The organism is Chitinophaga polysaccharea (assembly GCF_902150045.1).
Classification (GTDB): Bacteria; Bacteroidota; Bacteroidia; order Chitinophagales; family Chitinophagaceae; genus Chitinophaga; species Chitinophaga polysaccharea_A.
The window spans coordinates 1,260,032-1,285,159 of the sequence record NZ_CABFVU010000002.1 but is presented as its reverse complement, the minus strand read 5'-3'; the positions used below and the strand labels follow the sequence as shown (position 1 = coordinate 1,285,159).

At 48.0% G+C, this 25,128-nt stretch carries 18 protein-coding genes; 2 read left to right on the top strand and 16 right to left on the bottom strand.

Translation table 11 applies throughout. The features are described 5' to 3' along the window. From FN124_RS19930 to FN124_RS19915, 4 genes are all read right to left on the bottom strand, one after another. Window positions 1-837: an oxidoreductase gene (locus tag FN124_RS19930; RefSeq protein WP_142686506.1), complete on the bottom strand. Its 837-nt coding sequence runs from the start codon at window positions 835-837 to the stop codon at window positions 1-3. Window positions 838-919: 82 nt separating this feature from the next. Then, on the bottom strand, window positions 920-1,822 hold the full coding sequence (locus tag FN124_RS19925; RefSeq protein WP_142686505.1) for a helix-turn-helix domain-containing protein: 903 nt from the start codon (window positions 1,820-1,822) through the stop codon (window positions 920-922). A gap of 79 nt (window positions 1,823-1,901) precedes the next feature. Beyond that, window positions 1,902-2,342, bottom strand: coding sequence for a nuclear transport factor 2 family protein (locus tag FN124_RS19920; protein WP_142686504.1), 441 nt, complete (start codon window positions 2,340-2,342; stop codon window positions 1,902-1,904). Between the two features lie 100 nt (window positions 2,343-2,442). After that, on the bottom strand, window positions 2,443-2,985 hold the full coding sequence (locus FN124_RS19915) for a TetR/AcrR family transcriptional regulator (protein ID WP_142686503.1): 543 nt from the start codon (window positions 2,983-2,985) through the stop codon (window positions 2,443-2,445). Window positions 2,986-3,101: 116 nt separating this feature from the next. Between FN124_RS19915 and FN124_RS19910 the strand changes: the two genes are divergently transcribed. Next, window positions 3,102-5,852: an alpha-L-rhamnosidase gene (locus FN124_RS19910; protein ID WP_260607524.1), complete on the top strand. Its 2,751-nt coding sequence runs from the start codon at window positions 3,102-3,104 to the stop codon at window positions 5,850-5,852. Here the strand turns inward: FN124_RS19910 and rpiA are convergent. The 5 genes from rpiA to FN124_RS19885 all read right to left on the bottom strand — a co-directional run bounded on the left by rpiA (window position 5,840) and on the right by FN124_RS19885 (window position 12,929). Further along, window positions 5,840-6,541, bottom strand: coding sequence for a ribose 5-phosphate isomerase A (gene rpiA, locus FN124_RS19905; protein WP_142686502.1), 702 nt, complete (start codon window positions 6,539-6,541; stop codon window positions 5,840-5,842). The two genes, FN124_RS19910 and rpiA, sit on opposite strands and share 13 nt — an antisense overlap. 78 nt (window positions 6,542-6,619) lie before the next feature. After that, window positions 6,620-9,064 carry a glycoside hydrolase family 95 protein gene (locus FN124_RS19900; RefSeq protein WP_142686501.1) on the bottom strand — a complete coding sequence of 815 codons (2,445 nt, stop codon included), beginning with the start codon at window positions 9,062-9,064 and terminating at the stop codon, window positions 6,620-6,622. 310 nt (window positions 9,065-9,374) lie between these two features. Further along, complete coding sequence (locus FN124_RS19895) at window positions 9,375-10,553, bottom strand: AGE family epimerase/isomerase (protein ID WP_142686500.1); 1,179 nt, start codon at window positions 10,551-10,553, stop codon at window positions 9,375-9,377. Further along, window positions 10,553-11,932 carry an MFS transporter gene (locus FN124_RS19890; protein WP_142686499.1) on the bottom strand — a complete coding sequence of 460 codons (1,380 nt, stop codon included), beginning with the start codon at window positions 11,930-11,932 and terminating at the stop codon, window positions 10,553-10,555. Before FN124_RS19890 ends, FN124_RS19895 begins: the two co-directional genes overlap by 1 nt. 70 nt (window positions 11,933-12,002) lie before the next feature. Next, window positions 12,003-12,929 carry a YihY/virulence factor BrkB family protein gene (locus FN124_RS19885; protein ID WP_142686498.1) on the bottom strand — a complete coding sequence of 309 codons (927 nt, stop codon included), beginning with the start codon at window positions 12,927-12,929 and terminating at the stop codon, window positions 12,003-12,005. A 539-nt stretch (window positions 12,930-13,468) separates the two neighbouring features. On the opposite strand from FN124_RS19885, the gene FN124_RS31825 reads away from it, so the two are divergent. Further along, on the top strand, window positions 13,469-13,630 hold the full coding sequence (locus FN124_RS31825) for a hypothetical protein (RefSeq protein ID WP_221887836.1): 162 nt from the start codon (window positions 13,469-13,471) through the stop codon (window positions 13,628-13,630). On the opposite strand, the gene FN124_RS19875 is transcribed toward FN124_RS31825, so the two are convergent. The 7 genes from FN124_RS19875 to FN124_RS19845 form a co-directional block, all read right to left on the bottom strand. Further along, window positions 13,563-13,943 (bottom strand): tautomerase family protein, encoded by a 381-nt coding sequence (locus FN124_RS19875; RefSeq protein WP_142686497.1) that lies wholly within the window; start codon window positions 13,941-13,943, stop codon window positions 13,563-13,565. The two genes, FN124_RS31825 and FN124_RS19875, sit on opposite strands and share 68 nt — an antisense overlap. A 151-nt stretch (window positions 13,944-14,094) precedes the next feature. Next, window positions 14,095-14,796 (bottom strand): DUF3823 domain-containing protein, encoded by a 702-nt coding sequence (locus FN124_RS19870; RefSeq protein WP_142686496.1) that lies wholly within the window; start codon window positions 14,794-14,796, stop codon window positions 14,095-14,097. 11 nt (window positions 14,797-14,807) lie between these two features. Next, window positions 14,808-16,760 carry a RagB/SusD family nutrient uptake outer membrane protein gene (locus FN124_RS19865; protein ID WP_142686495.1) on the bottom strand — a complete coding sequence of 651 codons (1,953 nt, stop codon included), beginning with the start codon at window positions 16,758-16,760 and terminating at the stop codon, window positions 14,808-14,810. Between the two features lie 19 nt (window positions 16,761-16,779). Further along, window positions 16,780-19,941, bottom strand: coding sequence for a SusC/RagA family TonB-linked outer membrane protein (locus tag FN124_RS19860; RefSeq protein ID WP_142686494.1), 3,162 nt, complete (start codon window positions 19,939-19,941; stop codon window positions 16,780-16,782). A 79-nt stretch (window positions 19,942-20,020) separates the two neighbouring features. Further along, window positions 20,021-22,081: a beta-L-arabinofuranosidase domain-containing protein gene (locus FN124_RS19855; protein ID WP_260607523.1), complete on the bottom strand. Its 2,061-nt coding sequence runs from the start codon at window positions 22,079-22,081 to the stop codon at window positions 20,021-20,023. 2 nt (window positions 22,082-22,083) lie between these two features. Next, on the bottom strand, window positions 22,084-23,931 hold the full coding sequence (locus FN124_RS19850; RefSeq protein ID WP_142686493.1) for a glycoside hydrolase family 2 protein: 1,848 nt from the start codon (window positions 23,929-23,931) through the stop codon (window positions 22,084-22,086). A 19-nt stretch (window positions 23,932-23,950) separates the two neighbouring features. Continuing rightward, complete coding sequence (locus FN124_RS19845; RefSeq protein ID WP_142686492.1) at window positions 23,951-24,976, bottom strand: glycoside hydrolase family 43 protein; 1,026 nt, start codon at window positions 24,974-24,976, stop codon at window positions 23,951-23,953. Window positions 24,977-25,128: the final 152 nt, after the last annotated feature.

Genomic DNA, 25,128 nt, shown 5'->3' with positions numbered 1-25,128 from the left:
CTACACGATAGCAGTACCTACTGTTACTTCTTTCCACTGTTCCAGGTCGGATTCTATAGCTGCTATTTTCTGGTAGGCGAGGTTGTACGCGTCTTCTCCGAGGAAGAGGTGAAGCGGTGCGTTTTCCACAGCTGCAATATCGATGATGGCGGCTACCGCTTTTTCGGGATCGCCCGGTTGGTTACCGTTGATCTCTTCCTGGTGCACCTGTTGCGTAGCGCGAACAGACTGGTAGGCATCCAGCTGGTTTGCTGGCACACCGAGAGAGCCTGAAGTAAGGAAATCGGTTCTGAAATAACCGGGAGATACAATGGTCACTGAAATGCCAAATGGTTTTACTTCGGCAGCCAGTGATTCTGATAAACCGTCTACAGCAAATTTGGTAGCGCAATAGATGCCGAAACCGGGGAAGCCACCGGTAAAGCCGGCAATAGAGGAAATGTTTAAAATATGCCCCGCCTGTTGTGCCCTCATATAGGGCAGTATACTGCGGGTTACATTAAGCAGGCCAAATACGTTCACATCAAAGTTACTACGTGATTCAGCATCCGATAACTCTTCGATACTACCTACCTGTCCGTAGCCGGCGTTGTTTACCAGTACATCTATACGTCCGAAACGGCTGATGGTTTCTTTTACCGCCGCGTGTACGCTGCTTTCTGTTTTCAGGTCTACGGCAAGCGGCAGGAAATCATCGCCTGTTGCTACTTTACGGAGATCCTCAATATTGCGGGAAGTGGCGGCTACTTTATATCCTTTGCTTAATAACTGTTTTACGAGGGAGCGGCCTAATCCTTTAGAGGCGCCGGTTACAAACCATACTTTTTTGTTGTCCATGATCTTTGTGTTTTTGTTCTCACAAAAGTAGACCAGGGATTGCTGCCGGTTGTTACATCAATCAAACCAATAATTGCAAAAATCAAACAGCGCGGAAAGCACCGGGAGTGATACTGGTTTGTTTTTTAAAAAAGTTACTGAAATGAGCAGGTTCTTCAAACCCGAGGGCATAGCTGATCTCTGCCACGTTCCAGCTGGTATGCTTTAGTAAAGCCATTGCCTCGGCGGTAATGCGCTCCGCAATGTGAGTGGTGGTGGTTTTACCCGTGGTATCGCGGATTGCGCGGTTCAGGTGGTTCACATGAACGGAAAGCTGTTTGGCAAAGTCGTTGGCGGAGCGCATTACAAAACGCTGCGACGGCGATTCAATGGGGAATTGCCGCTCCAGCAGGTCGGTAAATACCGCTGTGATGCGCGACTTCGCATCTGCATGCTGGTACAGGGTTTCGGAGGGCTGCATCTTTAACGCGTAGTGAATGATCTCTGTAAGATAGCTGCGCAACAGGTCGTATTTATACACATAGTCGGAATTGATTTCCGTCAGCATCTTTTTAAAGAGTTGTGATACTTCTTTGTCCTGGGCCTTCGTTAGCTGGTAAGAAGGAATACCGCCGGGCATCATCATGGGCAGATCGTGCAGGTTGCCGCGGGTGGCTCCTGTAAAAAAGGATTCCCTGAAGATGCAGAAATAACCGCTATTGTCGGCCGACAGTGGCTCCCAGCCATAAGGCACCTGGGGGTTAAAAAAGACGAGCGCACTGCCTTTTACTTCCGTGGTTTTATCAGCATAATGGAAGATATTGCCTCCCCTCAGCAGGCTTACCTTGTAAAAGTCGCGACGACTGTAACTAACCGTAGAGCGGCCATCCACCACACAATCTTCCAGCCGGAATACATTAAAATGCCCTATATCCTGTTGCAATTTATCTGGTACGGCCTGGAACTTATGTTCGTAAAATTCCCGGAGTGATTCTGTTTTATTCATCCCGCAAAGTTACAAAATTCACACCATGAACAAATTATTGTGATTACCGGGGGTAACCACAATAATCTGTTGTTATGTTTTAACAGGCTAATACCAAATCTTCCGGTTCCCGGAATTTCCTTTCGCTGCTTTTAATGGGCACATCGTTAATGGCCGCCAGCCTGCGTTGCATCAGCCCATCGGCGTTAAATTCCCACAGCTCATTACCGTAAGAGCGGAACCAGTTGCCGGCATGATCATGCCATTCATATTCAAAACATACGGCAATATGGTTGTCTGTAAAGCTCCAGAGCTCTTTTTTGAGGCGGTAGTCCAGCTCCTTCTGCCATTTCTTTGTAAGAAATGCCACTACTTCTTCCCGGCCATTGATAAACTGGTCGCGGTTGCGCCATACCGTGTCAGGTGTGTACACCATTGAAACCTTTTGCGGATCGCGGCTATTCCAGGCATCTTCAGCCATTTGTACTTTCTGCAGGGCGGTTTCCTTTGTAAACGGAGGGAGGGGGAATTTTTTTTCCATGATAAAGAGGTTTGAAAATGATAAACATGATTAGATAGATCGATCTGTCTATTATTTGCGTAAATAAAAATCGCCTGCGGCGATGCGTATTTTGTCTGACTCACAGCAACCCCAGCGCCATTTTCTTCGCTTCCTGTACCGGCCACTGGTTCCGGTAAAGCTGGCTTTCCACGATGGCCGACTCAAACAGTAAGTACACATGGTCCTTTACAGCCTGCTTCTCATGAGTGAGGATTTCTGCCAGGAAGGCACGCAGATCTTTTTTGTGATCCTGTATTACACTCAATACAGCAGTATCCTTATCTGTTGTTTCCGACAGGATATTCAAAAAAGCACAACCCCTGAAATGCTCCTTCTCATTATTATCAAACAGGAAATCAAACGCCGCCCCAATTTTCTCCTTCGTTTTACTTACCTCGCCGGTATAGCTTTTCAATCCGTTCATCCAATCGATATGCCGCTGGTGCAGGAACGCCAGCAATAAAGATTCCTTTGATTCATAATGCAGGTATAAACTGGCCCTCGCCACGCCGGCCTCCTCAATCACCTGGTTAATGCCCGTAGCATGATAGCCCTGGTTATAAAAAAGCGTTGTAGCCGTTTCAAGTAAACGCTGTTTCGGATCACCTGTTTTCTTCTTCATGGAACAAAGATAAGAATAAATAGACAGATCGATCTATCTTTTTCTGGTTTTTTTATAAAACAGGAAAAAAAAGTGAAGCATATTCTATCTTGTTGACAAATAATCAAGCGCTTAGCATGTATTTAATATTCCGGAAACTGTTTATTTACCTGTTCCTTTTATGGCCTGTCGTGTTGGTGGGCAAACCCGTATTTGTAAAAACCGCTCCTATGCCTGCCGGCTATCGCCATACGGGGGTAACTGCAAGTGCCGCTTCGCCCGCTACAGTCACCGGCCTGAAATGTGAGCACCTGGTAACACCAATTGGTGTCGATGCCGCTCATCCGCGACTATCGTGGCAACTGGGCGATAACCGCAACGGCGCGCAACAAACGGCCTATCAAATCCGGGTATCCACTGATTCTATGACCCTGGATACCCACCCGCTATGGACTTCCGGTAAAATCAACAGTGCAGACATCATGACCAGCTTCCCCGGGAAAGCGCTGCAACCATTTACCCGCTACTACTGGAGCGTGGAAGTATGGGATAAAGACGGCGTGAAAACCACTCCCGGCCGTTCCTGGTTTGAAACGGGCATGTTGCAGCAAAGCAACTGGAAAGGCGCGTGGATCAGCGATGGCGACGATATCCGGCTAAAGCCCGCCGCCAATTTCAGAAAAGTTTTTACCGCTACTAAACAGGTGAAATCGGCACGCGCCTATATTGCGGTGGCCGGCCTGTACGAACTGTATATCAACGGAACCAAAGCAGGCAATCACCGCCTCGATCCCATGTACACCCGTTTCGACCGCCGTACCCTGTATGTTACCTATGATGTTACCACCCTCCTGCAATCAGGCAGGAACGCCATTGGTGTAATGCTGGGCAATGGCTGGTACAATCACCAGTCTACCGCCGTATGGAACTTCCACGAAGCGCCCTGGCGCGGCAGACCCGCTTTTTGCCTCGATCTGCGGGTTACCTATACCGATGGCAGCGTGGAAACCATCAGCTCGGGGAAAGACTGGAAAACAGCACTGGGGCCTGTTGTATTCAACAGCATCTATACTGCCGAACATTACGACGCCCGCAAAGAACAACCAGGATGGAATACGGTTAATTTCGATGACAGCAAATGGAAAGATGTTATTTATCGCGCAGCGCCTTCACAGCACATTGTTTCACAACAGTTGTATCCTATCGAGAACGTAGAGGAAATTCCTGCCGCCAGTGTTGCCCATCCCAACGACAGCACCTGGATATACGACCTGGGCAGGAATATTGCCGGCGTAAGCAGGATCCGCGTAAGCGGCCCGGCAGGCACGGTGCTTAAACTGAAACACGGGGAACAACTGGATAAAAAAGGCTTTGTGGATCTCTCCAATATTATAGTGCATTACCGCCCTACAGATGATACCGATCCTTTCCAGACAGATATTTTTATTCTCAGCGGAAAAGGAGAGGAAACCTTTATGCCCCGCTTTAACTATAAAGGATTCCAATATGTGGAAGTGACGAGCAGCCAGCCGGTACAACTTCATAAGGAAAGTCTCACCGGCTACTTCATGCACAGTAATGTGCCTCCTGCGGGGCACATCCATGGCTCAGATACCATGATCAATAAACTGTTCGCCGCCACCAATAACGCCTATCTCTCCAACCTGTTCGGCTATCCTACAGATTGCCCCCAACGTGAAAAGAACGGCTGGACCGGGGATGCGCAAATTGCCATTGAAACAGGACTGTACAGCTACGATGGTATCACCATCTACGAAAAATGGCTGGCAGACCATCGCGATGAGCAACAACCCAACGGTGTGCTGCCTTCCATTATCCCAACCGGCGGCTGGGGATATGAATGGGGTAACGGCCCCGACTGGACCAGCACTATTGCCATCATTCCATGGAACATCTATCTTTTTTACGGGGATACCACGCTCCTCTCCGCCTCGTATGACAATATGCGCAGGTATGTAGACAGGATCACCGCTATCAGTCCTTCAGGGTTAACTACCTGGGGCCTGGGCGATTGGGTGCCGGTTAAATCAAAATCGCCGGTGGAGTTCACCTCTTCTGCCTACTACTACGCCGATGCAATGATACTTGCCAAAGCAGCCAAACTGTTTGGCAAAACCGCCGACTATACGAAATACAGTACACTGGCAGCAAAGATCAAAACTGCCTTTAATGCGAAATATCTCAATAAAGAAACAGGCATTTATGGAGAAGGCGTACAAACAGAGCTAAGTGTGGCGCTGTATTGGGGCCTGGTACCGGATTCCATGAAAAACAAGGTAGCCGCCAATCTTGCAAAGAGAGTGGCGGCAGACAACTTCCACCTGGATGTGGGCCTGCTTGGCACCAAAAGTATCCTGAATGCGCTTAGTGAAAACGGGTATGCAGATGTGGCGTGGAAGCTGGCCGCCCAACGCACTTTCCCATCCTGGGGCTGGTGGATCATGAACGGCGCCACTACCCTTTTTGAAAACTGGGATATCAATGCCTCCTCGGATCTTTCCCGCAACCACATTATGTTCGGTGAAATAGGCGCGTGGATGTATAAAGGCGTGGCCGGTATCAGGCCTGATGAAAATGCGCCAGGGTTTAAAAACATTTTACTCACGCCCAACTTCGTGGAAGGACTGGATCATTTTGAAGGAAGTCACGACAGCCCGTACGGTACCATCATTTCTTCCTGGAAAAGAAACGGCGCTGCCATCACCTACTGTGTAACAGTGCCTGCAAATGCCGGGGCAGATATCTTCTTTCATATCTCCCCTACACAAAAAATATATGAAAACGGTAAACCTGTGATAACACAAAACACCGGGAAGGGATTACAATATCATGTAACCGCTGGTACAAGAGAGTTTCAGATCAGGTAAGCCGGATCTTTAAGAATAAATTCCACTCCCTTCTTTCCCGCTATGATGGCAGCATGCGCCATATTATAAAAAAGCGAGGTTTCGAGTACGCCCGGGATCTCCTTTAAACGATGATTGAGGCTGTCTAATGGCGGGAAGGAACGGAACCAGATATCAATGAGCAGGTTGCCATGCTCAGTAATTACCGCCCCGTCTTTTTTATTACTAAGCCGCAACTCGGGATTTGCGAGCGAAAATATTTTCTTCAGCTGTTTCATTACAAAGGGAATCGCTTCGGGTATCACTTCTATCACCACGGGAAAAGTAGTATACAACTGTGCTACATATTTGGCTCCGTCGCCAATCAAAATAAATTTATCGGCCATTGCCGCCAGCAATTTCTCCTGTGTATGAATACCGCCGCCGCTTTTCAATGCGTTCAGCTGGTAATCAAACTGATCACATCCATCAAAATAAATATCCAGCCGGGATACATCTCCGGGTTGTTTAATATTGAATCCGTGTTCCCGCAGTTGTTGTAAGGTGTTATAGGAAGAAGTGACGGTAGTAATATTTTTAAACAACGCTTCTTCGCTTTTCAGGTAGTTCACCAGGTGAGCGATGGTGCTGCCTGCACCCAGTCCGATGGTTTGACCGGATTGTATATAATCCAGTGCTGCCCTGGCAGCCATTTGTTTCAGATCTTCCATATGAGTTGTTATGAAAGATAAAGATGCGATTTTTTTGTCTTACCCGGTATACACCGGGCAAGACAAAATTCCGCCACCTTATACTGTAATGCGATACTTCATTCCTTTCTTTGTAGCGAAGCGCAGCACGCCATCTTTGTACTGATGCGGCACTACCGCTCCGCTACGGTCCTTTACCACAGCGCTTTCCGGCAGTAACAGGCGGCATTCCGCACCTGTATTGGAAAGCAGGCTGAGCTCGTGCACAGTTTTATTTTTCCAGCTGAAATCCACTACAAAACCATTGATAGCGCAGAGGCCCTGTACCTGTCCGGCTGCAAATTCAGGATTATCCGGGAGTGCAGGCAGCAGGCGGATCACGTTATCGCCACCATGACTTTGCAGCAGCATTTCCGCGATACCGGCTACAGCGCCCAAGTTACCGTCTATCTGGAAAGGCGGGTGTGCGCAGAACAGGTTGGCATAAGTGCCTGCGCCGGAGCGCATACTGATTTCGCTGGTGGCTGCGGCAGGCGCCAGCAATTCCTGCAGCATTTTATAGGCGTGGTTACCGTTGCCTAAACGGGCCCAGAAAGCGATTTTCCAGGCACGTGACCAACCGGTACCGCCATCGCCTCTCCTGAGCAGTGTTTTCTCTGCTGCAGCCGCCAGTTCCGGTGTATCCCAGGGAGTAATTTCATCGTAAGGATATAAGCCATACAAAGGCGATACATGGCGGTGATGCGGGTCTGCCTCCTTGTAGTCTTCCAGCCATTCCTGGATACCGCCGGTAGACGGGCTTACCTGGTTAGGCGCCAGTTTACCGAGCACTATCTGCAGGCTATCCGCCCAGGCCTTATCCGTTTGCAGGATGCGAGCGGCTTCCTGGTTAGCTTTGAGGAGGTCTCTGCCTATCTGCATATCCATGGTAGGTCCCATACAGGTTTGCCCCTGCTGCCCGTTGGGCAGGATATATGCGTTTTCCGGGGAGTTAGAAGGCGCTGTGACCAGCCACTGATGCGATGGTTCCGTGATCAGGATATCTTTATAAAAAACAGCCGCGCCTTTGAGCACAGGGTATATTTCTTTCAGGAATTTTTTATCGTTGGTATACTGGTAGTGTTTCCAGAGATGAGTGGCCACCCAGGCGCCGCCCGTTAGCGTAGAGCCCCAGTCGGCCCCTTCACCGGGAGAGGTAAAGCCCCAGGGATTATTGATCACGTGCGCCACCCAGCCATCGGCTTTATAGTAGGTGCGTGCAGTGCGCTGTCCGTATTTGGCCATTTGTTTTGCCAATGTAAATAAAGGCTGGTGGCAATCAGACAGGTTGGTAACTTCCGCCGGCCAGTAGTTCATCTGTACATTGATGTTCAGGTGGTAGTCTGCATTCCATGGCGTTTGGTATTCTTCCGCCCATAAGCCCTGCAGGTTGGCCGGCATGCCGCCATTGCGGGAAGAGCTGATGAGCAGGTAACGGCCAAAGTTAAAATACAGTGAAGCCAGGGAGGCATCTTTATTGCCATCGTGCAGGCGTTGGAGCCGGTCGATGGTAGAAAGGGACCTTACCTCATCATTACTGTTATCTGCAAATGAAAGGCGGCAACGGTTAAAGAACGACGTATAATCTTTCACGTGGGCCCGCAGTAATCCCTGCCAGGGAACCGCCGCTGCTTTACTGATATCAGCCACCGTTTGGGGCATAGGCGCCGGGCCAGGCGTTTCCACTGCCGGCCAGTTCATATTGGTGCGGGCTGCCACCAGTAACAGGCATTCATTGGCGTTGCTAATAGTGATCTGATCATTACTTTCTGAGCGGGTACCGCCGTTGGAGATAACTTTCAGTATGGCCGCATATTGCACGCCGGGATCATTGTTACCGCCATTCAGTGTACCGCTCATTTCCAGGTTACCGTTTACCACTTTCAGTGCGGCGCGTTCCTTACGGTACAATCCTGTAGTGAAAGAAAGGCTGCCGGGTTTGCTGGCGGTGAGACGTACCACCGCTACCTGCCCCGGGACAGACACCAGTACTTCTTCCTTAAAACCGGTTCCGTTCCTTTCCCAGCTTACAGTGCTCAGGGCACTGTCCAACCGCAGCCACCGCTGGTAGTTGCTTATAGCCGATGTAGTATCTTTCCACTGGATAAAAAGATCGCCCAATGTCTGGTAGCAGCCAAACTTCACGTTAGCGCCACCACTGCTTCCCGGACCTTTGCAAACAAAATACTGTTGCAGCATTTTCTGCGCTTCAATATTCTTTCCTTCCAGCAATAATGTTCTGATCTGTGGCAGGTAGTTGCCGGCCTCTTTACTGTCGGCATCCTGTACACCGCCGGCCCACATGGATATTTCATTCAGTACAATCCGTTCCCTGTTGGTGTTTCCAAACACCATAGCGCCCATGCGACCATTACCCAGCGGGGCGGAAGCTGTGAAATGCCGGGCCGGTTCACTGAACCGTACGGTTACATCAGATTGCGCCGATAAAGTAAGGGCGCCCAATAAAAATGCGGCTTGCAGCGTGGAATATATCTTGCAGTTCATGTGCATCAAGATATATAAAATAGTGATGCACCGGAAGCTGGTGGGAGCGATTTGCTAAATACAAATTAAAAAATGCGAATTCCGTATTGGTGGGGGTCGCCTTCGGCGACGCGGGATTTGTCTTGGAACACTGATTATGATGATTTTGATGATTACTTTGACTTTATTTTTTGAATAATTATTAAGAGAGATATAAGCGGGTATTCGATTTTACTTTCTATCTCTCATAATAATTATTCAAAAAAATAAAAATAACATCAGCGTAATCATCAAAATCATCATAATCAGTGTTCCAAGACAATTTCCGCTGCTACAACCGCTTTATCCCTTCGAGGCAGGCGCGCGCATTGTGGTAGGGGCATTTCCAGAGCCCTGCTTTGTCTTCCGGTTTGATGGAGTAGTCTTTATACACACCCCAGAACCATTCGCCGTTGGTTTTATCAATGATGTGCTTTTCAATAAAGTGCCAGGTGTTCAGTGCATGCTGCAGGTAAGGCCCCTGTGGCTGTAGTTGCCAGGCATTGACAAACCCTACCAGTGCTTCGGCCTGCGGCCACCAGTGTTTTTCAGCAACCATATGTTGTTGGGCGGTTTCATATTCATACCAGAGACCGCCGTCTTTATCGGTTCCTTCCTGCAGGGTGAGGTTGGTGATCACCAGGGCCAGTTTTTTGTAGAGAGTGATGAGGGCGGCGTCTTCAATGATTTCCGCTGCCTGCAGCAACAGCCAGCTGGCTTCAATGTCGTGCCCGTAGGAAATGTTATTGCCTTTTACCTGCCATTGTTCATCAAAAAATAAATGCAGATGCCCGCTTTTCTGATCGATGATCTTATCATGGAATAATTGCAATAAGCGTTTTATCTGGACGCGCAATTGCTGATCCGGCCAAACGGTGTAGAGGTTGGCGTATGCTTCCACCACATGCAGATGGGTGTTCATCGTTTTCTTTTCGTTGGCATCTTTTGCGCTGAGGCGAAGGTCTGCTATTTCCTGCCAGTTGCGTGTAAAGGCTTCAAAGTAGCCATCATGCACAGGGTCGAAACTGTGCTGTTCAATACTGTTGTAAAGAGAGATAGCTGTTGTGAGCACTTCCGGATGCGCAGTCGCTTTATAGTATTCACTATAGGCATACAAAGCAAAGGCAATGGCATATACCTGTTTTTTTGTTTCCGCCGGCCGCCCGGTATAGTCTACCGTCCAGTATACGCCTCCATAAGTATGATCAATAAAGTGCGCATTAAAATAACGGTATGCACGGTCTGCTGTTGCAAGGTATACAGGATTGAGCGTATGATTGCAGGCAGCGGCAAATGTCCATAAAATACGGGCATTTAATACAGCTCCCTTTGCCGCTTCCGGTACAGGAATATTATCATTTCCCAGCTTCCCGTAAAAACCTCCGTATACTTTATCCGGTGTATACTTCATCCAGTAATTAAGGATAGCTGCGAGCTCTTTTTCCAGTGCTGTTTTTAATTCCTGTTGCATTATTTTCTTCTTTGTTCCAGTTCCGCTGATATAATAGCGATACGCTCTTCAGAAAGCGGGTACATGGCAATAAATATGACAGACAATACCGAACCTATAGCCGGTAAAAAACTAAGCATTAACAGGATGCCATTCTGTGCGGCATCCGCCTGCACCTCATTGGCTTTAAAACCAAAGGCGCCCAGCAACCAACCGGTGAGCGCACCACCGATGGTCCATCCGAATTTCTGCGACATGGACGAAGACGAGAAGATGAGCCCTGTAGCACGGCGCCCGTTCCTCCATTCGGAGTAGTCTGCGATATCGGCATACATTGACCATAGCAACGGGAAAATGATCCCCGCACAAATGCTGATGAGGAACTGGAATACAAAGATCAGTGTAAGCTGTTCCCTTCCAAGCCAGTAAAACGCTATACTAAGTGCCGAAGCTATTACCATAGCCCCCAGGTAGGTATTTTTCTTGCCTGCTTTATTGCCTAAGGGAGAGGCCAGGATGACGCCCGCTATATTCGCCGCCTGGCCCAGTACCAGGTACAAGGTGGACCAGGTGATGCTCATACCGCCCAGTTTAAAAGCATCCATATCACGGATATAATATTTGAAATAGTAAAGGGTGGCGCCATCACGTATAGAATTGAAAATAAGCGCTGCAACACCTGCTCCCAGCAATATCCACCAGGGCTTATTCTTATAAAGATCCTTTATATCTTCCTTCAGGGACGGTTGTTCATCTTTGATAGGTTGCACCCTTTCCTTTACCCATGCAAAGCACAACAGGAATAAAATTACGCAGATAACCGCTATTACTGCTACCCCCAGCTGCCAGCCGGCTTGCAGGTTCTCCTTTCCGCCGGCTTTACTGAATAAATTAACCAGGGGCTCTATCAAAGCCAGTGCTATCAGGCTGCCGCCAAACGCAAAAGCCATACGGAAAGAGGCCAGTGTATTCCTCTCCTTTCCATCTGCGGAGATTACACCGAGCAACGAAGCATAAGGCACGTTGATCAGTGAATAGATCATCATCATGGCGGAGTAGGTAATGTAAGCGTATACCAGCTTGCCCGTGGCGTTGTAGCCCGGTGTGGTAAAAGTGAGTATACCGATGATACCGAAAGGTACCGCCATGTATAAAATGTAAGGCCGGAACTTCCCCCATTTTGAATGGGTTCTGTCCGATAACGTTCCTACCACCGGATCAAAAAAGGTATCCCATATACGGGTGATCAGGAACATGGTGCCTACTGCTGCGGCAGCAATGCCCATTACATCTGTATAAAAAAATAACAGGTACATCCCGAATAACTTCCAGAACATGGAAGAAGCCATATCTCCAAAGCCATACCCTATTTTTTCCTTTAACGAAATTTTGTTATTCATAGGCGGAATACGATCCCTGTAAAATAGCATTATTTATCCATTCAGGGCGCCTTGTTATCAAGCTGAAGTATCAGTCATCCGCAGGGGTGATCTCAAACCTGCCGGCATAAGGCAGCGGTTCCACCGGGCGGTTGGTAAGCGTGCCCCAGGCATAGGTAAAACAGGCCCCGAAGTAAAAGATCAGGGAAGAATAAAACATAAACAACAGCAACAGCACTGTAGAGGCAGAGGCTCCATAGATACTGTTGATACTGCTGTAGGTGAGCATCACTTTCAATACCATTTTCCCCATATTAAACAGGATACTGGTTACCAGTGCACCGGTAATACCCACCCGCCAGCGGGGGCGCCCATCCGGCAGAAAATGGAATACCAGGAAAAACCAGATGGTAACAATGATGACAGAAATTACGTAATTAAGGGTGCCGTTATAATAACTGCCCAGGGCAGGCAGGTACTGGTCTATGTATTTCCCAAGAAAGATGCGCGCAGTTTCCGCTACCAGGTCGATGATAAAAAGAACGCCTGCAAAAACGATCACCAGTACAGCTTTGAGTCGGGATACCATTATCTCTCCAAAGCTGCTTTTATGGATGGGCCTTATTTTCCATAGTTCATTCAGGGATCCTTTAATGATTTTAAAGAGCGTGGTAGCTACGAACAGCAGGAAAATAAACCCTGCAATGGCAATGATCCAGTTTTGTGCAATGCTGCGGAACGCTTTCAATGTTCCAAGGATGGCTTCGGTTGTTTCCTGTCCAAACATATTTTCCAGTTGCTTCATCAAACGCTGACCAGGGTGCTGGATCCGGAAAATAATACGCAGCAGCTGGATGATAATGATGAGGATGGCGGGTAATGCAAAGGTGGTGAAAAAAGCAGTAGCACCGGCCATCCGCAGCGGATCGGCGGCCTGTAATGCCTTGTATGCCTCTTTGAAGGAAAGCAGAAAAAGCTGCCAGCGTGGTAATTGTTTTCCTGTTGTAACGTTATCCATACCTGCGCCCAATTTACAGATTAATTTCCTTTATCTGTACCTTTGGCTATTCATGGATGCCGTTATACATAAATCATTTACGGGGATAACGCCGTCAAAATATAAATACGCGGTGCAGCGGGGACTCACTCATGCAACGTTTCCTAATGTGATATTTGATACTGCTCTGTAAAGGTCAGGTGTTCGTCTATCAAATCCTGTTTCCATCACATTTAATTTCAACAATATTGCTTCCATCCTTCGCTCCAAAGCATCAAACCTGGTTGGCAATTGTTGAAAAGTATCCTGCTCTATGTGTCATTATTTATCAAATGTAATATCTTCATAAAGAGCAAAAAAATATCTCCACAGATATTTTTTTTCATCCTATTATTCTGATCCTGTAATTATCAAATACAAGGAAATTTTGCACAATTTCCTTTACTGTTCAATCCTCATATTTCCATGAAAAAACATGAAGAAACTGAAGGCATATATCGCCGTTAGCCTGGATTTATTGCTTACCATGATGGAAAAACTGACTGGTTGGCGGTGGGCAGTTGAATGGTGCACTCCTGGAAGCTAATCTCATCGATGAAATGATTATCCATGTAATACCGGTAGCATTGGGGAGCATTATTCCAGGTAACATGCCTATTGGATCATCTGTGCAATACCGCGGCCAAATGACCAATCGGCCAATTCATTCTCCACCAGGATAATCACAACATCATCAATACTTACCGGCGTAGCCGCGGCAATACGGGATGAAATTTTTTCATACAACGCCTTCTTCATATCCGGCGTTCTGCCGGCTTTGCATGTAATACGGATATAGATCAGATTGTCCGTGTGTGGTACATCAAAGTAGCTTTCAGGGTAAAGAATATCACCTGGTTCCATAGAATGGATCACCTGGAAGTAATCATCTAACGGGACGTTGAAGATATCCACCAGGCTTTGATGAACAGCGAGTGAAATATCTTTTTTATGTTGGGAAAGATGATTTCCCAGGTAGATCTGTATAAAGGGCATGACTTAATTAATTATTTATGAAGTTGTTTTGATTCAAATTTAGGGTGATTTCATAGATTTTCAAATTGCAGCATTTAAAACTAAACTTTAAACAACATAAAAAAGCCCACCGGGGAACCGGCGGGCATGTTAACAATCTGTTCATCATTCTTTACAGCGTGATCTCCTGTACCGGGGAGAACAGCAGATCTTCCACGCCGGCTATCTTTAAGCCAATCCTGGCAAACACGGTAGCCTGCGCAGGCTGCACATCCGGGATATCCAGCTGTAAACTGATATTAGCGGGGTTGGTAATATCCCCACCTGCCAGTTCAGCTGTTTTGATACTGTTCCTGTTATCCACAAACTGGGTTTTGCTCACATACAGGAATACCCGGTCAATATCGCGGGCGTTTACATCCTTGATGATCTTTTCCGCGCTGAAAGTAGCAGTAAGCTTTCTGGCCACTGCTGTAAATTTCGGGGAGCGGATCATGTAATATGGCATTACCTCAATGTCCTGGCGCAGGTTGCCGGAAATAGTCAGCGGTATGGTATCTGTATTGGTTGTTTTGTCCGGGATAGAGATGAATGGTCCCTGGGAAGACGGGATCAACAGCTTATAGGCAGCGTTGAACAGCAATGCTGAAAACGATCCGTCCTGGCTAACATTCACGATTATAGGCGTTCTTGTTCCCCAGCCTGATTCCCATAATTCAAAATACACGTCATTATAGCTCACATTAATGGGCTCGCCCTGGTATACCAGCCTGCCGTTAAAAGTACTGGACGGCGCTTTATAATTATCTTTCTTGCAGGAGGCAGAGAATATACCTAACGCAATGAATATAGCATACTGAATTTTAGTTCTCATAATAAATCACTTTACTGGTTAGGATTCTTAACTATCTTTGGATTATTGCTCCGGATACCTTCATCAATAAAAGCATAATAATTTCCAAAACGGAACAGGTGTGCAGAAGTAACTGCTCCCGGCAATACCTGTTTAAATACATACTTCCCGTTATTGGGGCTTCCGGGGTTATACACCTTATACGGCCACAGGCCAAATACACGGGTGCTCACAGCGGTAGCGCTTCCAGGGGTAGTAGTGAGCGGAACTTTAGCGCCATTCCATATCTTATGCGCCAAACGCCAGCGTTTCATATCCCAGAACTCGTGCCCTTCAAAGGCCAGTTCCACTTTTCTTTCATGTACGATCCGGTCGAAGGTGATTTGTGCAGCGGTGAGCGGGATGGTAAATCCGGCCCTTTCACGTACCTGGTTGATATAGCCTGCAGCCACGCCTGCCTGTCCCAGTTCAAACGCTGCCTCCGCCGCATTCAGCAATACTTCAGCATAGCGGTAGCGGATCCACCATACCTCGCTTTGGGTACCAATACGGCCGGAGCCAACAGTGGGGTCCATATATTTGCGGATAATAAAGCCGGATTGCGCACTGAATTCCAGGTTATTTACCGGCCCGTCGAAACCCACTACCTGCACATCCGGGCCACCTGGCTCCAGCTTTGCCTTCGCGCCAAAGTTATCACCGGTAACAATGCTGCCGTCTTTCTTAATATAGCCGGCCCAGATATCCACTTTCTTATCTTTGAACTCAGATCCAGGCAGCATAACAGTAGCGGCTAAACGCGGATCCCTGTTGGCGAACAGGTCGAGCGGATCATTATAGTAAATATAGTCTCCACCGGCAGTATTGATCGGCAACGGCGCAAAGGTGTTGTCCAGTAACTCGAACGACTGTACGAGATTCAGTGATGGGTTCAAACGGCCACCCTGTTGTTCTTCTGCATTGGAACGGGGCTGACTCCATAAGGTCCAGGGTTGTACCCTTCCGCTTTGCAGCTTATAATCCTTTGCAAATATCACTTCCGGGTTGGAGCCTTTATCTATAAACAGGCTGATGAAATTCTGTGTAAGGTTATCGGTATTCTTTTTATACAAAGAATAGCTTCCGGTAGCTATCAGTTCCTGTGCAGCCTGTAAGGCAGTATTATAATAAGCGGCGGCCTTTGACGCGGGAATACCTACTTCTCCGCCTGGCAGTGTTACCTGCGGTGTTTCAGCGCCATGCTTTGCAATAGAGCCGGCATACAGCGCTGCCCTGGTTTTGGTGGCCAGCGCCAGTCCTACGGTAACACGGGTTTTGCTGATGGGGCTTGCGGGCACATATTTCTTTACCGTATCCATTTCGCTGATCACAAAATCATAGATCTCAGATTCTTTTGCGCGGGGGCTTTGCAGGTAGGAAGGATCGTTCTTATAGTCGTATTCCATCGCTTTAAGGATCAATGGCACGCCTCCTACTCTTTTCACTTCTTCAAAATATACTACTGCTCTCAGGTAACGCGCTTCTGCTACAAAGCGGTCTTTCACTTCCTGTTTCAGCTTTGTAGAGGCAGCACATTTTTCAATGAAGATATTCAGTTCCCTGATGTAGGCATAATCCCAATAGGTTACTTCCGCGCCACCCTTAATAATCATGCCCGGGAACACGTATGGATAGTCAACAAAGCTATGCCGCCAGTACTGGCCGTTCTCAGAGGCAAAGGCTTCATCAAACCGGGCAAACTCGCCCCAGTTATCAATGGTTTGTACCACCATAGAAGGGATAGGGGAATTATTGACATCTGTTTGCCTGTCGGGATAACGGTCGTACAGATCTGCCAGTACAGACAGGATCAATCCTTCATCATTCCATAACTGTTCATTCTGCAGGATATCAGTGGGAGGTACATTGAGAAATTCTTTATCTCTGTTACAAGCCGTGCTTAAAACGAGTGCACAAAGACCTATATATAACAAACTTTTTTTCATAACGAAACTTATTTATTACTTAGAAAGTAAAGTTCAAACCAACATTCACCAGCTTATTCTGCGGGTATTGCAATCCGTTCTCATCTGCTATTTCCGGTTCTATTCCAAGGTCTTTCACATTATCCAGGGAGAACAGGTTGTAAGTATTTACATATACCCTTACTTTCTTAAACTTAATCCTGTCCAGTATCTGCTGTGGAATAGAGTATCCGATCTCCATTGTCCTCAACCGCAGATAATGCACATTCTGCAGCCAGAAGGTGGATGGTTTGTTATAGTTGCTGTGACCACCTTTGTTAAACCGCAACGGCGGGTTTTTACCAGGGATCCATTTGCTGTTCAGATCAAAGGGATCTTCACGGTGCCAGCGGTCGTCGTAGAATTGTTTCAGGAGGTTACCGCCGTTCTGGTAAGGCCATCTCATTTCCCAGTTCTGGTTATAAGAATACATGGAACCGCCGGAGAAGTCGGCTGTAAAGTCGAATCCATTCCATCTTACGCCGAAGTTCAAACCGAAGTTAACGGTAGGGTTACCGGTTGTCTGGTAGCCGATGGGGCGCTGATCGTAATCGTTGATCACGTTATCGCCGTTCATATCTTTATAGATAATGTCTCCGGGCAATAAAGTTTTGTTACCCTGCCCGTCGACGTTAACCGGGTATTTGTTGATCTCTTCCTGCGACTGGAACTGGCCGATAGCTTCATATCCCCAGAAGATATTATTCCAGCGGTCTTCGATAGAGTTCCTGTAATGATCCCATGAGTTGCCCCATATGGGTTTGTAGCTTTCCAGGAACCTGCTGCGGGAATAGGATACGTTACCTCCTACCATAAAGCTTACTTTGCCGGCCTGGCCGTTGTAAGCTGCGGAAAACTCGCCACCTCTCTGTGAGTCGCTGTTCACATTTTCATCCGGCAGGTTGTAGCCGATCTCACTTGGCACCAGCACATCATATTTGCGGCCCCGTAAGCCGGAGCGTTTACGGTTGAAGAAGTCGAGCGCACCGGATATTTTACCGTTCCACAACTGGTAGTCCAATCCTACGTCGGCAATTTTACTAGTAAACCAGGAGAGGCGGTTGTTGGGAACACCTTTATCCCGGGAGCCTCTTATCACCGTACCATCAAGGATCACCGTGGAAGTGCCGTAGGTGTATCCGGGCAGGTAGTCGTATGCCCCGATACCGATGTCATCATCACCCAGTTCTCCATAAGAAGCGCGCAGCTTTAATTCTGTAAGAATAGAATTCCTGCCGATCCAGCTTTTGAAGAAGGGCTCTTCTGTGATTCTCCAACCTCCGGAGATAGATGGGAAGAAGCCCCATCTTCTGTCCGGGGCAAATTTCCAGGAGCCATCATAACGGCCGGCAATTTCCAGGAAGTATTTATCGGCGAAGCCATAGTTCAAACGGCCAATGTACCCTACGCGGGCTTCTGTCCAGTCTTTATCATTGTAGGTGTCCATATCGGAAAACTGGATCAGCGGCAGCACGTTACTTTTTGGTACGGCATGCGCCCATACATCCAGTTCCCGGCGTTTGATACGTTCAGACACCAGCGTGGCGCCAATGGTATGTTTGCCGAAAGTGTTGTTATAGTTGATCTGGCCCTGCAGCACATTTTCCAGTACTTTATGTGTGCCCCTTTCCCGCCATGGGTTGGAGCTTCCGCCGGTACGCAGATAGGTATCAGTGGCTTCCTGGTATGTGTAGGTATCATACGTATATTCGTGACCGTTCATCAGCTTGTCAGCGAAGTAATACGAGTACATTCCTTTCAGTGTAAGTCCTTTAACAGGCGTTTCATACGTTGCGTTGAAGTTGGTTTGCAGTACGCGCCAATCTTCCGTCCAGTAGCCGGAGATAGCTTTTGACTGCACCGCCCAGTTCTCGGTGTTATGGCCTATATCGTTTGGATACAGGGGATTGTCGTTGGCATATGCCCTTTCTGTAGGCCTGTTGCGGAACAGGGCAAAACGGGGCGCCCAGTAGTCATCGCCACCAGGCACGCCGGGATTATCCCGCTGTTCAATACGGCCGTTGATCTGTACGCCCACTTTTACACGTTTGGCTACTTTGGCATCCACATTACTCTGGATGTTGGTGCGGTTAAAATCAAACTCCCTTCCCAGTACTGATTTCTGATCCAGGCGGGTAAGGGAAAGATAATAGTTGATATTCTCAGAACCGCCGGTAGCATTTACGTTAATGGAATTCTGCGGGGCATTTTTCTTGATGATAAAGTCGTACCAGTCGAAGCTCCTGTATCCCTTTTCAGTTCCGGCTTTCCATTTTTCCAGTTCTTCCCTGGTGATGTCCGTATGGGGGTTTTCATCATTCATTTCTGCATCTGCCTTACCCAACATCCATTCGTAGGCGTTTACTGTTTTGGGAAACCTCGACCAGTTCTGCCATCCCGTATAGGCGTCTACGTTAATAGTGTTTCCTGCGCCCATTTTACCTCTCTTCGTAGTTACCACCACTACCCCATTTGCAGCCCTTACGCCGTAAATAGCTGCAGAGGCGTCTTTGAGCACTGTAATACTTTCGATGTCGTTGGGAGAGATATTATTGAACTGGCCTGCATCTTTCTGTATACCATCAATTACATACAGGGCGTTTCCGAAGTTACGGATCTGGATGTTGGCGCCTGCACCTGGGCGGCCATCGGGCATACGGAAAGATACGCCGGGAATTTTACCCGCCAGGGTAGCGCTCACGGTAGAGGCATGCACTCTTTCCAGGTCTTTACTGGTAACGCCGGAGATGGCGCCTGTGAGCGATTCTTTTTTCTGTGTACCATACCCCACCACTACTACTTCTCCCAATCCTTTGCTATCGGTTTCGAGTTGTACGTTCACTACTTTTTTACTGCCAACCGGTACTTCCTGTTTTAAAAATCCCACATAGGAAAATACCAGTATGGCGTTATTTTCAGGAACAGAGAGGGAGTAATTACCGGCGCCATCAGTAGCGGTCCCTTTGTTGGTACCTTTTAAATTGACTGATACGCCTACCAATGGTATCCCTTTATCGTCTGTTACCTTACCGGTAATCACCATATCTGCAGGGGCAGCATGGGCCATCAGGCCAAGGGAAAGCAACAATACCGTAAGCAGCCGGCAATAGGCGCCTGGTATCACTTTCCGGATTGAATTGCGGAAACGTAATCGTTTTTTCATAACAAGTTTTTGTGTGGTCTTTTTAAATTATCAGTCTTACATAACTGTCGTTTTGGTTGAATATGCCCAGGGCTGTTGTTTACTTCACTACCGGGAATGCTACAATTCTCACCTTGGTACATCCATAGGGCACCAGGGTAATATTGGTTTCTTTATCGCTTACTTTGCCTTTATAAACACCGTTCCTGTCTGTTACGGGTTGTGGCGCTACATCATCTACAAGTTTCCATTCGGGAATCTGTTTGCCAATGGTGGTAATTGCTACAGGTGCATTTGCCAGGTTCCATACAAATGTGTCTGTTACAGGTTTCACGTTGCTTACCTGCAGGTATTTAGCCGGTTCCCGGATAATCTTTTCCGGCAGACCGTAGTTCCATTCTCCTTTGGGGTAAACGCTGAAATAATCTCCTTCTGCTTCATCATGCCCTTTCTCCCATTGCTCTTCTAACTTCAATGCGTATACAAGCGGACCTCTTTCTACAGTACGTGAGTTACGGCCCCAGTTGGAGGTACGCACCTGCATGGGCAATTGCAGTACCAGTTGGTCGTTGTTGTTCCAGTTGCGGTTTACGGTAATTACCTGTCCACCTTTTGCGGTGCGCAGCTTTTCCCCGTTGAGCAGCACAGTGGCCTCATCGCACCATGCGGGGATACGTAGTTCCAGTGGAAATACAACCGCTTTTTGCGTGGTTATACGAAAAAGCACCTGTTCTTCAAAAGGATAACCGGTCACTTCGCGGATAGTGACAGGCGTATTATTCTTTCCCACTTTTGCGGTCACTTCATTCGGGCTATAGGTAAGCGCTGCCAAACCGTTGCCTGCGGTGCCATACCAGAGGTGGGTGGCAAATTTTGTCCAGCCCTGGTGCATATTCGCCAGGCAGCAGGTGTAGCCGCTGCGCATACCCAGTACGTTGTTCATTTCCCGGTCGAACGGCAGCGAGAAATTGAATACTCCTCTTTTTATATTCACCTGGTTGGCTACCTGGAAGTATTGCTTGTTGTTATAATCGTCTGTGGTTTGTGTAGGTAATGCGTTAAAGGTCATTCGCTCCAGTGCATCCATGTACAACGGATCACCGGTGATGCCGATAATCTCTTCCAGTGAAAACATGGCTTCCACCACCGCACATAATTCCGTTCCCTGCGTAGGGGCGTTACCGTGAAGATCCTCATCTGCAGAAAAAATACCCATTGGCAACCCGTGCAGGTTCATCAGGTCGGCAAAACCGGTATGCAGGTCTTGCAGGTACTTTTTGTTGCCGGTGCGTTGGTAGTTCATCACCGGGTCTTTCAGGCCCATACCTACATTCACGCCGTGGCGGCGCATCCAGTGCTGGTCGTTTTGCTGTGCAGCGGCGTCTATTACCCAGCTGCGGTTGCCCAGCCAGCTGCTCCAGGTAAAAGCCTGTGATTGCAGCAGGGCTGCCAGTTCCAGCAATTTTTTATCCTTATTGATGCTGTACAGCCATTGTGCTACCATTACATTTTCGGCGCCCCGTGAGGTAGCCCATTCTGTCCATTTACCAAGCGGGCAGGTTTTTAGCACCTCCAGCTGATAATGAAAATACCGCGTCATAAAAGGTAAAACACGGGTATCATTTGTGGCCGTATAATATTGTTGCAGTACTTTCAGCATTACCATCTTTGGCCACCAGTCGTCGCCATCCGCAGCATTACTAACGCCAATGGGTATATTTTTTTCCCTTTCCGCTTTGGTGATGGGGCCAAAATAACCGGAGGGACGCTGATGATCCAGGGTCCAGTTGATATAGCGCAGTACTTTATTCTTTAATGTTGCATCGTTGAGCAGGTAGGCCAGCGGCACTGCGCCATCCAGCCAGTAGGGCGTTTCTTCCCAGCCGTCGCCTTTTCCGCCGAGCCATCCGTTATCGTTCTTTACTTTGCCGTATACTTCATCGAGGTGGCCGCTGGTACCGTTGCGCATGATCTGCAGCTGGTGCAGCAGCCATCCCTGCGGCTTTACGGCGCCCAGTGGTAGCGTAGTATATACCGGCGCTACAAAGGTATTGGTATTGGTATCGGCACTGGCGCCCGGCAGATGCGCTGCACCTGCCGGGATATGACCAGCCAAAAAAGCGGAAAGCATCAATAAGCCAAACAACTTTCGCTTTTTCATCGTTATGGTTTTATAGTTACCAAAGCCGGATTATATAACTTCTGATGAATCACCTTTAGTTTTTCTACAGGCATCTTCTGTACTTTCCGGTCGTAGGTCATCAGGCCGTTCGTTTCCACTTCCACATCGGTGGTTTGGGTGTACACGGCGGCAGATAATCCCTGCTTAATGAGCGTTTCCAGGCGATCGGTAAAACCGCTGTACCGTTTAAACAGGTCTTCTTCATTTTTGAAGCTCTGGTAGCCCCAGTTATCTTTCTGCTGCCATACGTGGCCGTTCACCGGCAAACCGAGCCCGCCGAACTCGCCCAGAACAATAGCGCGCTTGTCGCCATAAATAGCCGGATCCGGCATTGCAGGTTCGGGATAGTTATGCAGGTCGATGATATGTCCTACAGGATAGAAATTACCGCCACTGGCTGTATTCACCAGGCGGGACGGATCTTTTTTCATGGTCCATTCCGCAATTTCCACGGTTTTGAATTGTCCCCATGCCTCGTTGAACGGTGTCCATACTACGATAGAAGGATAGTTATATAATTCGTCGATGATAGTGTTCCATTCTTTCCGGTAATATCCTTCTGATTCAGCGGAGCGTTTCTGATCGGAACCGCGTCCTATAATACCGGGGCGTGGTTCCCAGCCATTGCCCAGATCACCACTTGGCATATCCTGCCATACCAGCATGCCCAGCTGATCACAGTAGTAGTACCAGCGTGCAGGCTCTACTTTAATATGTTTCCTGATCATATTAAAGCCCATGGCTTTGGTTTGTGCAATATCAAATTTCAGGGCTTCATCAGTAGGTGCGGTATATAAACCGTCGGGCCACCAGCCCTGATCCAGTGGGCCGTACTGAAATACGAATTTATTATTCAGCAGCATGCGCTCTATTCCATTGGCATCTTTACCAATAGAAGATTTGCGCATAGCGAAATAGCTTTTCACTTCGTCTATCACTTTACCTTTACGTGTAACCGTAAGGGTGAGGTTATAGAGGAAAGGATTTTCGGGCGACCATAATTTTGGAGATGCTATTTTCAGCACGGCATTATCGCCGCTGATCACGCTTTCAGCTACTTTAGTACCGCCATCGTAAGCAGTTACTTTCACTTCATCGCCTGCTTTTGCGTTTTCTACATTGGCTGCTACGGTGAGGGTTTGCTGATCAATATCAGGTGTTTGTTTGGTAGATGCGATATAGGTATCTGCCACGGCTTCTACCCATACTGTTTGCCAGATACCGGTTACAGGCGTATACCAGATCCCTTCCGGGCGCTTTACCTGCTTGCCTCTTGGCTGATCGCCATCATCAGTGGGGTCCCATACCTTTACTACGATTTCCTGCTTGCCTTTTTTTACCAGGGAGGTGATATCGAAAGTAAACGGATCGAATCCGCCTTCATGGCTGCCTGCTTCCCTGCCATTTACATATACGGTAGTGCGCCAGTCGGATGCGCCAAAGTGAAGCAGTATTCTTTTCCCCTGCATGCCGGAAGGCAGCGTCAGTGTGGTGTTGTACCACAGCGTACTGTCTTTCCCAACGGTGCGGCCTACGCCCGACAGTGCTGATTCAACCGCAAAGGGTACCAGTATCTTGCCATCCCAGGTTGCAGGTTGATTTTCATCTTTTGCTTTAATGGCGTAATTCCACAAACCGTTCAGATTTTTCCAGTTGCCGCGAACCAGCTGTGGGCGCGGATATTCCGGCAAAGTAGCTGCCGGGGATACCTTTTCGCTCCAGGTAGAAGCGATCCTTCCTCCTACCATTTTCCAATCCTGCTGTTGCGCTATTGCTGTACTGCTCGCCAATCCAAGTGCCAGTGCAAAAAATAGGTACTTCTTTTTCATATATTTTCTTAAAGTGATTTTATTCTCCTGAAGGATCTTTAATCCATGTATTTATTTTCACCGGGTCTCCGAAAAACGGGGTGCCGTCGGCGTTCCAGCTGATCTTTTGTATACGTGGGTTGCGTTGGTTGCCGCAGCCCTGGTTTGGTTTGGAGTTGGCGTGATAGATGATCCAGTCTTCCTTCCCGTCCGGCGACTTGAAAAAACCGTTATGCCCTGGTGCATAGGCGCCGTTTTCCGGCTTGCTTTTCAGTACAGGATCCGGCGATTTGGTCCAGCTTTGCGGCAGCATAGGATCCGCGCCGGGCTTTAATTTCATGATACCGAGTATGTAGTTTTCTGTCCAGCAGCCGCATGCGGAGAAAACAAGGAATACCTCTCCTTTTTTATTCAGGAGGATTTCAGGGCCCTCATTAATACCGTTTTGTTCCCATGGATATTGCGGTGCGGCTATCTCCACTTTTTCAGCAGCCAGCGTCCATGGATCTTTCATAGGAGCAATATAAAGGCGTTGTACCGCGTCTTTTCCATTATGCCCGCTCCAGATGAAGTAGTTGCGGCCTTTATATGGGAAAACGGTACCGTCTATAGCAAAATGCTCCGGGTGAACAGGATCTGCTATCTGCCCTTTATCGATCCAGTTGCCGGTAGCAGGATCATCCGCGGTATTTTCCAATACAAAGGTGTGCTGGGGATGAATACTGTCGGACGAACCGGCGGTATAATATACGTACCACTTCCCATCAAGGCGATGCAGTTCAGGCGCCCAGATATCCCTTGCATTGGGGCCTTTTGCCGGCGGCCTCCAGATCACTATTTCGGATGACCGGGCCAGGGCCGACATACTCTTTGTTTTTCTCATTACCAGGCTATGGCCGTTGGTATGCATATAATAATATGCGCCATTGTGCCTTACCACCCAGGGATCAGGGCCGGAGCCCAGTAAAGGATTCTTGAACATGCCGGTGGTATCCGCAGTTGTTGCGCGGCATAACCCACTGATGAACAGACAAAATATCAATGAAAGTAGTTGGCTACCTTTCATAACATGGATTTAGAGATGGCTTTATTTAAGCGTATATTTCACGCTTCTCAAAGAAAGACTATCCACCTGATACTTGTTTGCCCATTTATCTCAATTTTTCTCGCTTTTGTATCATTTTGGCTTTTGGCCGGACCAGGGTGGGTTTTAGCGGA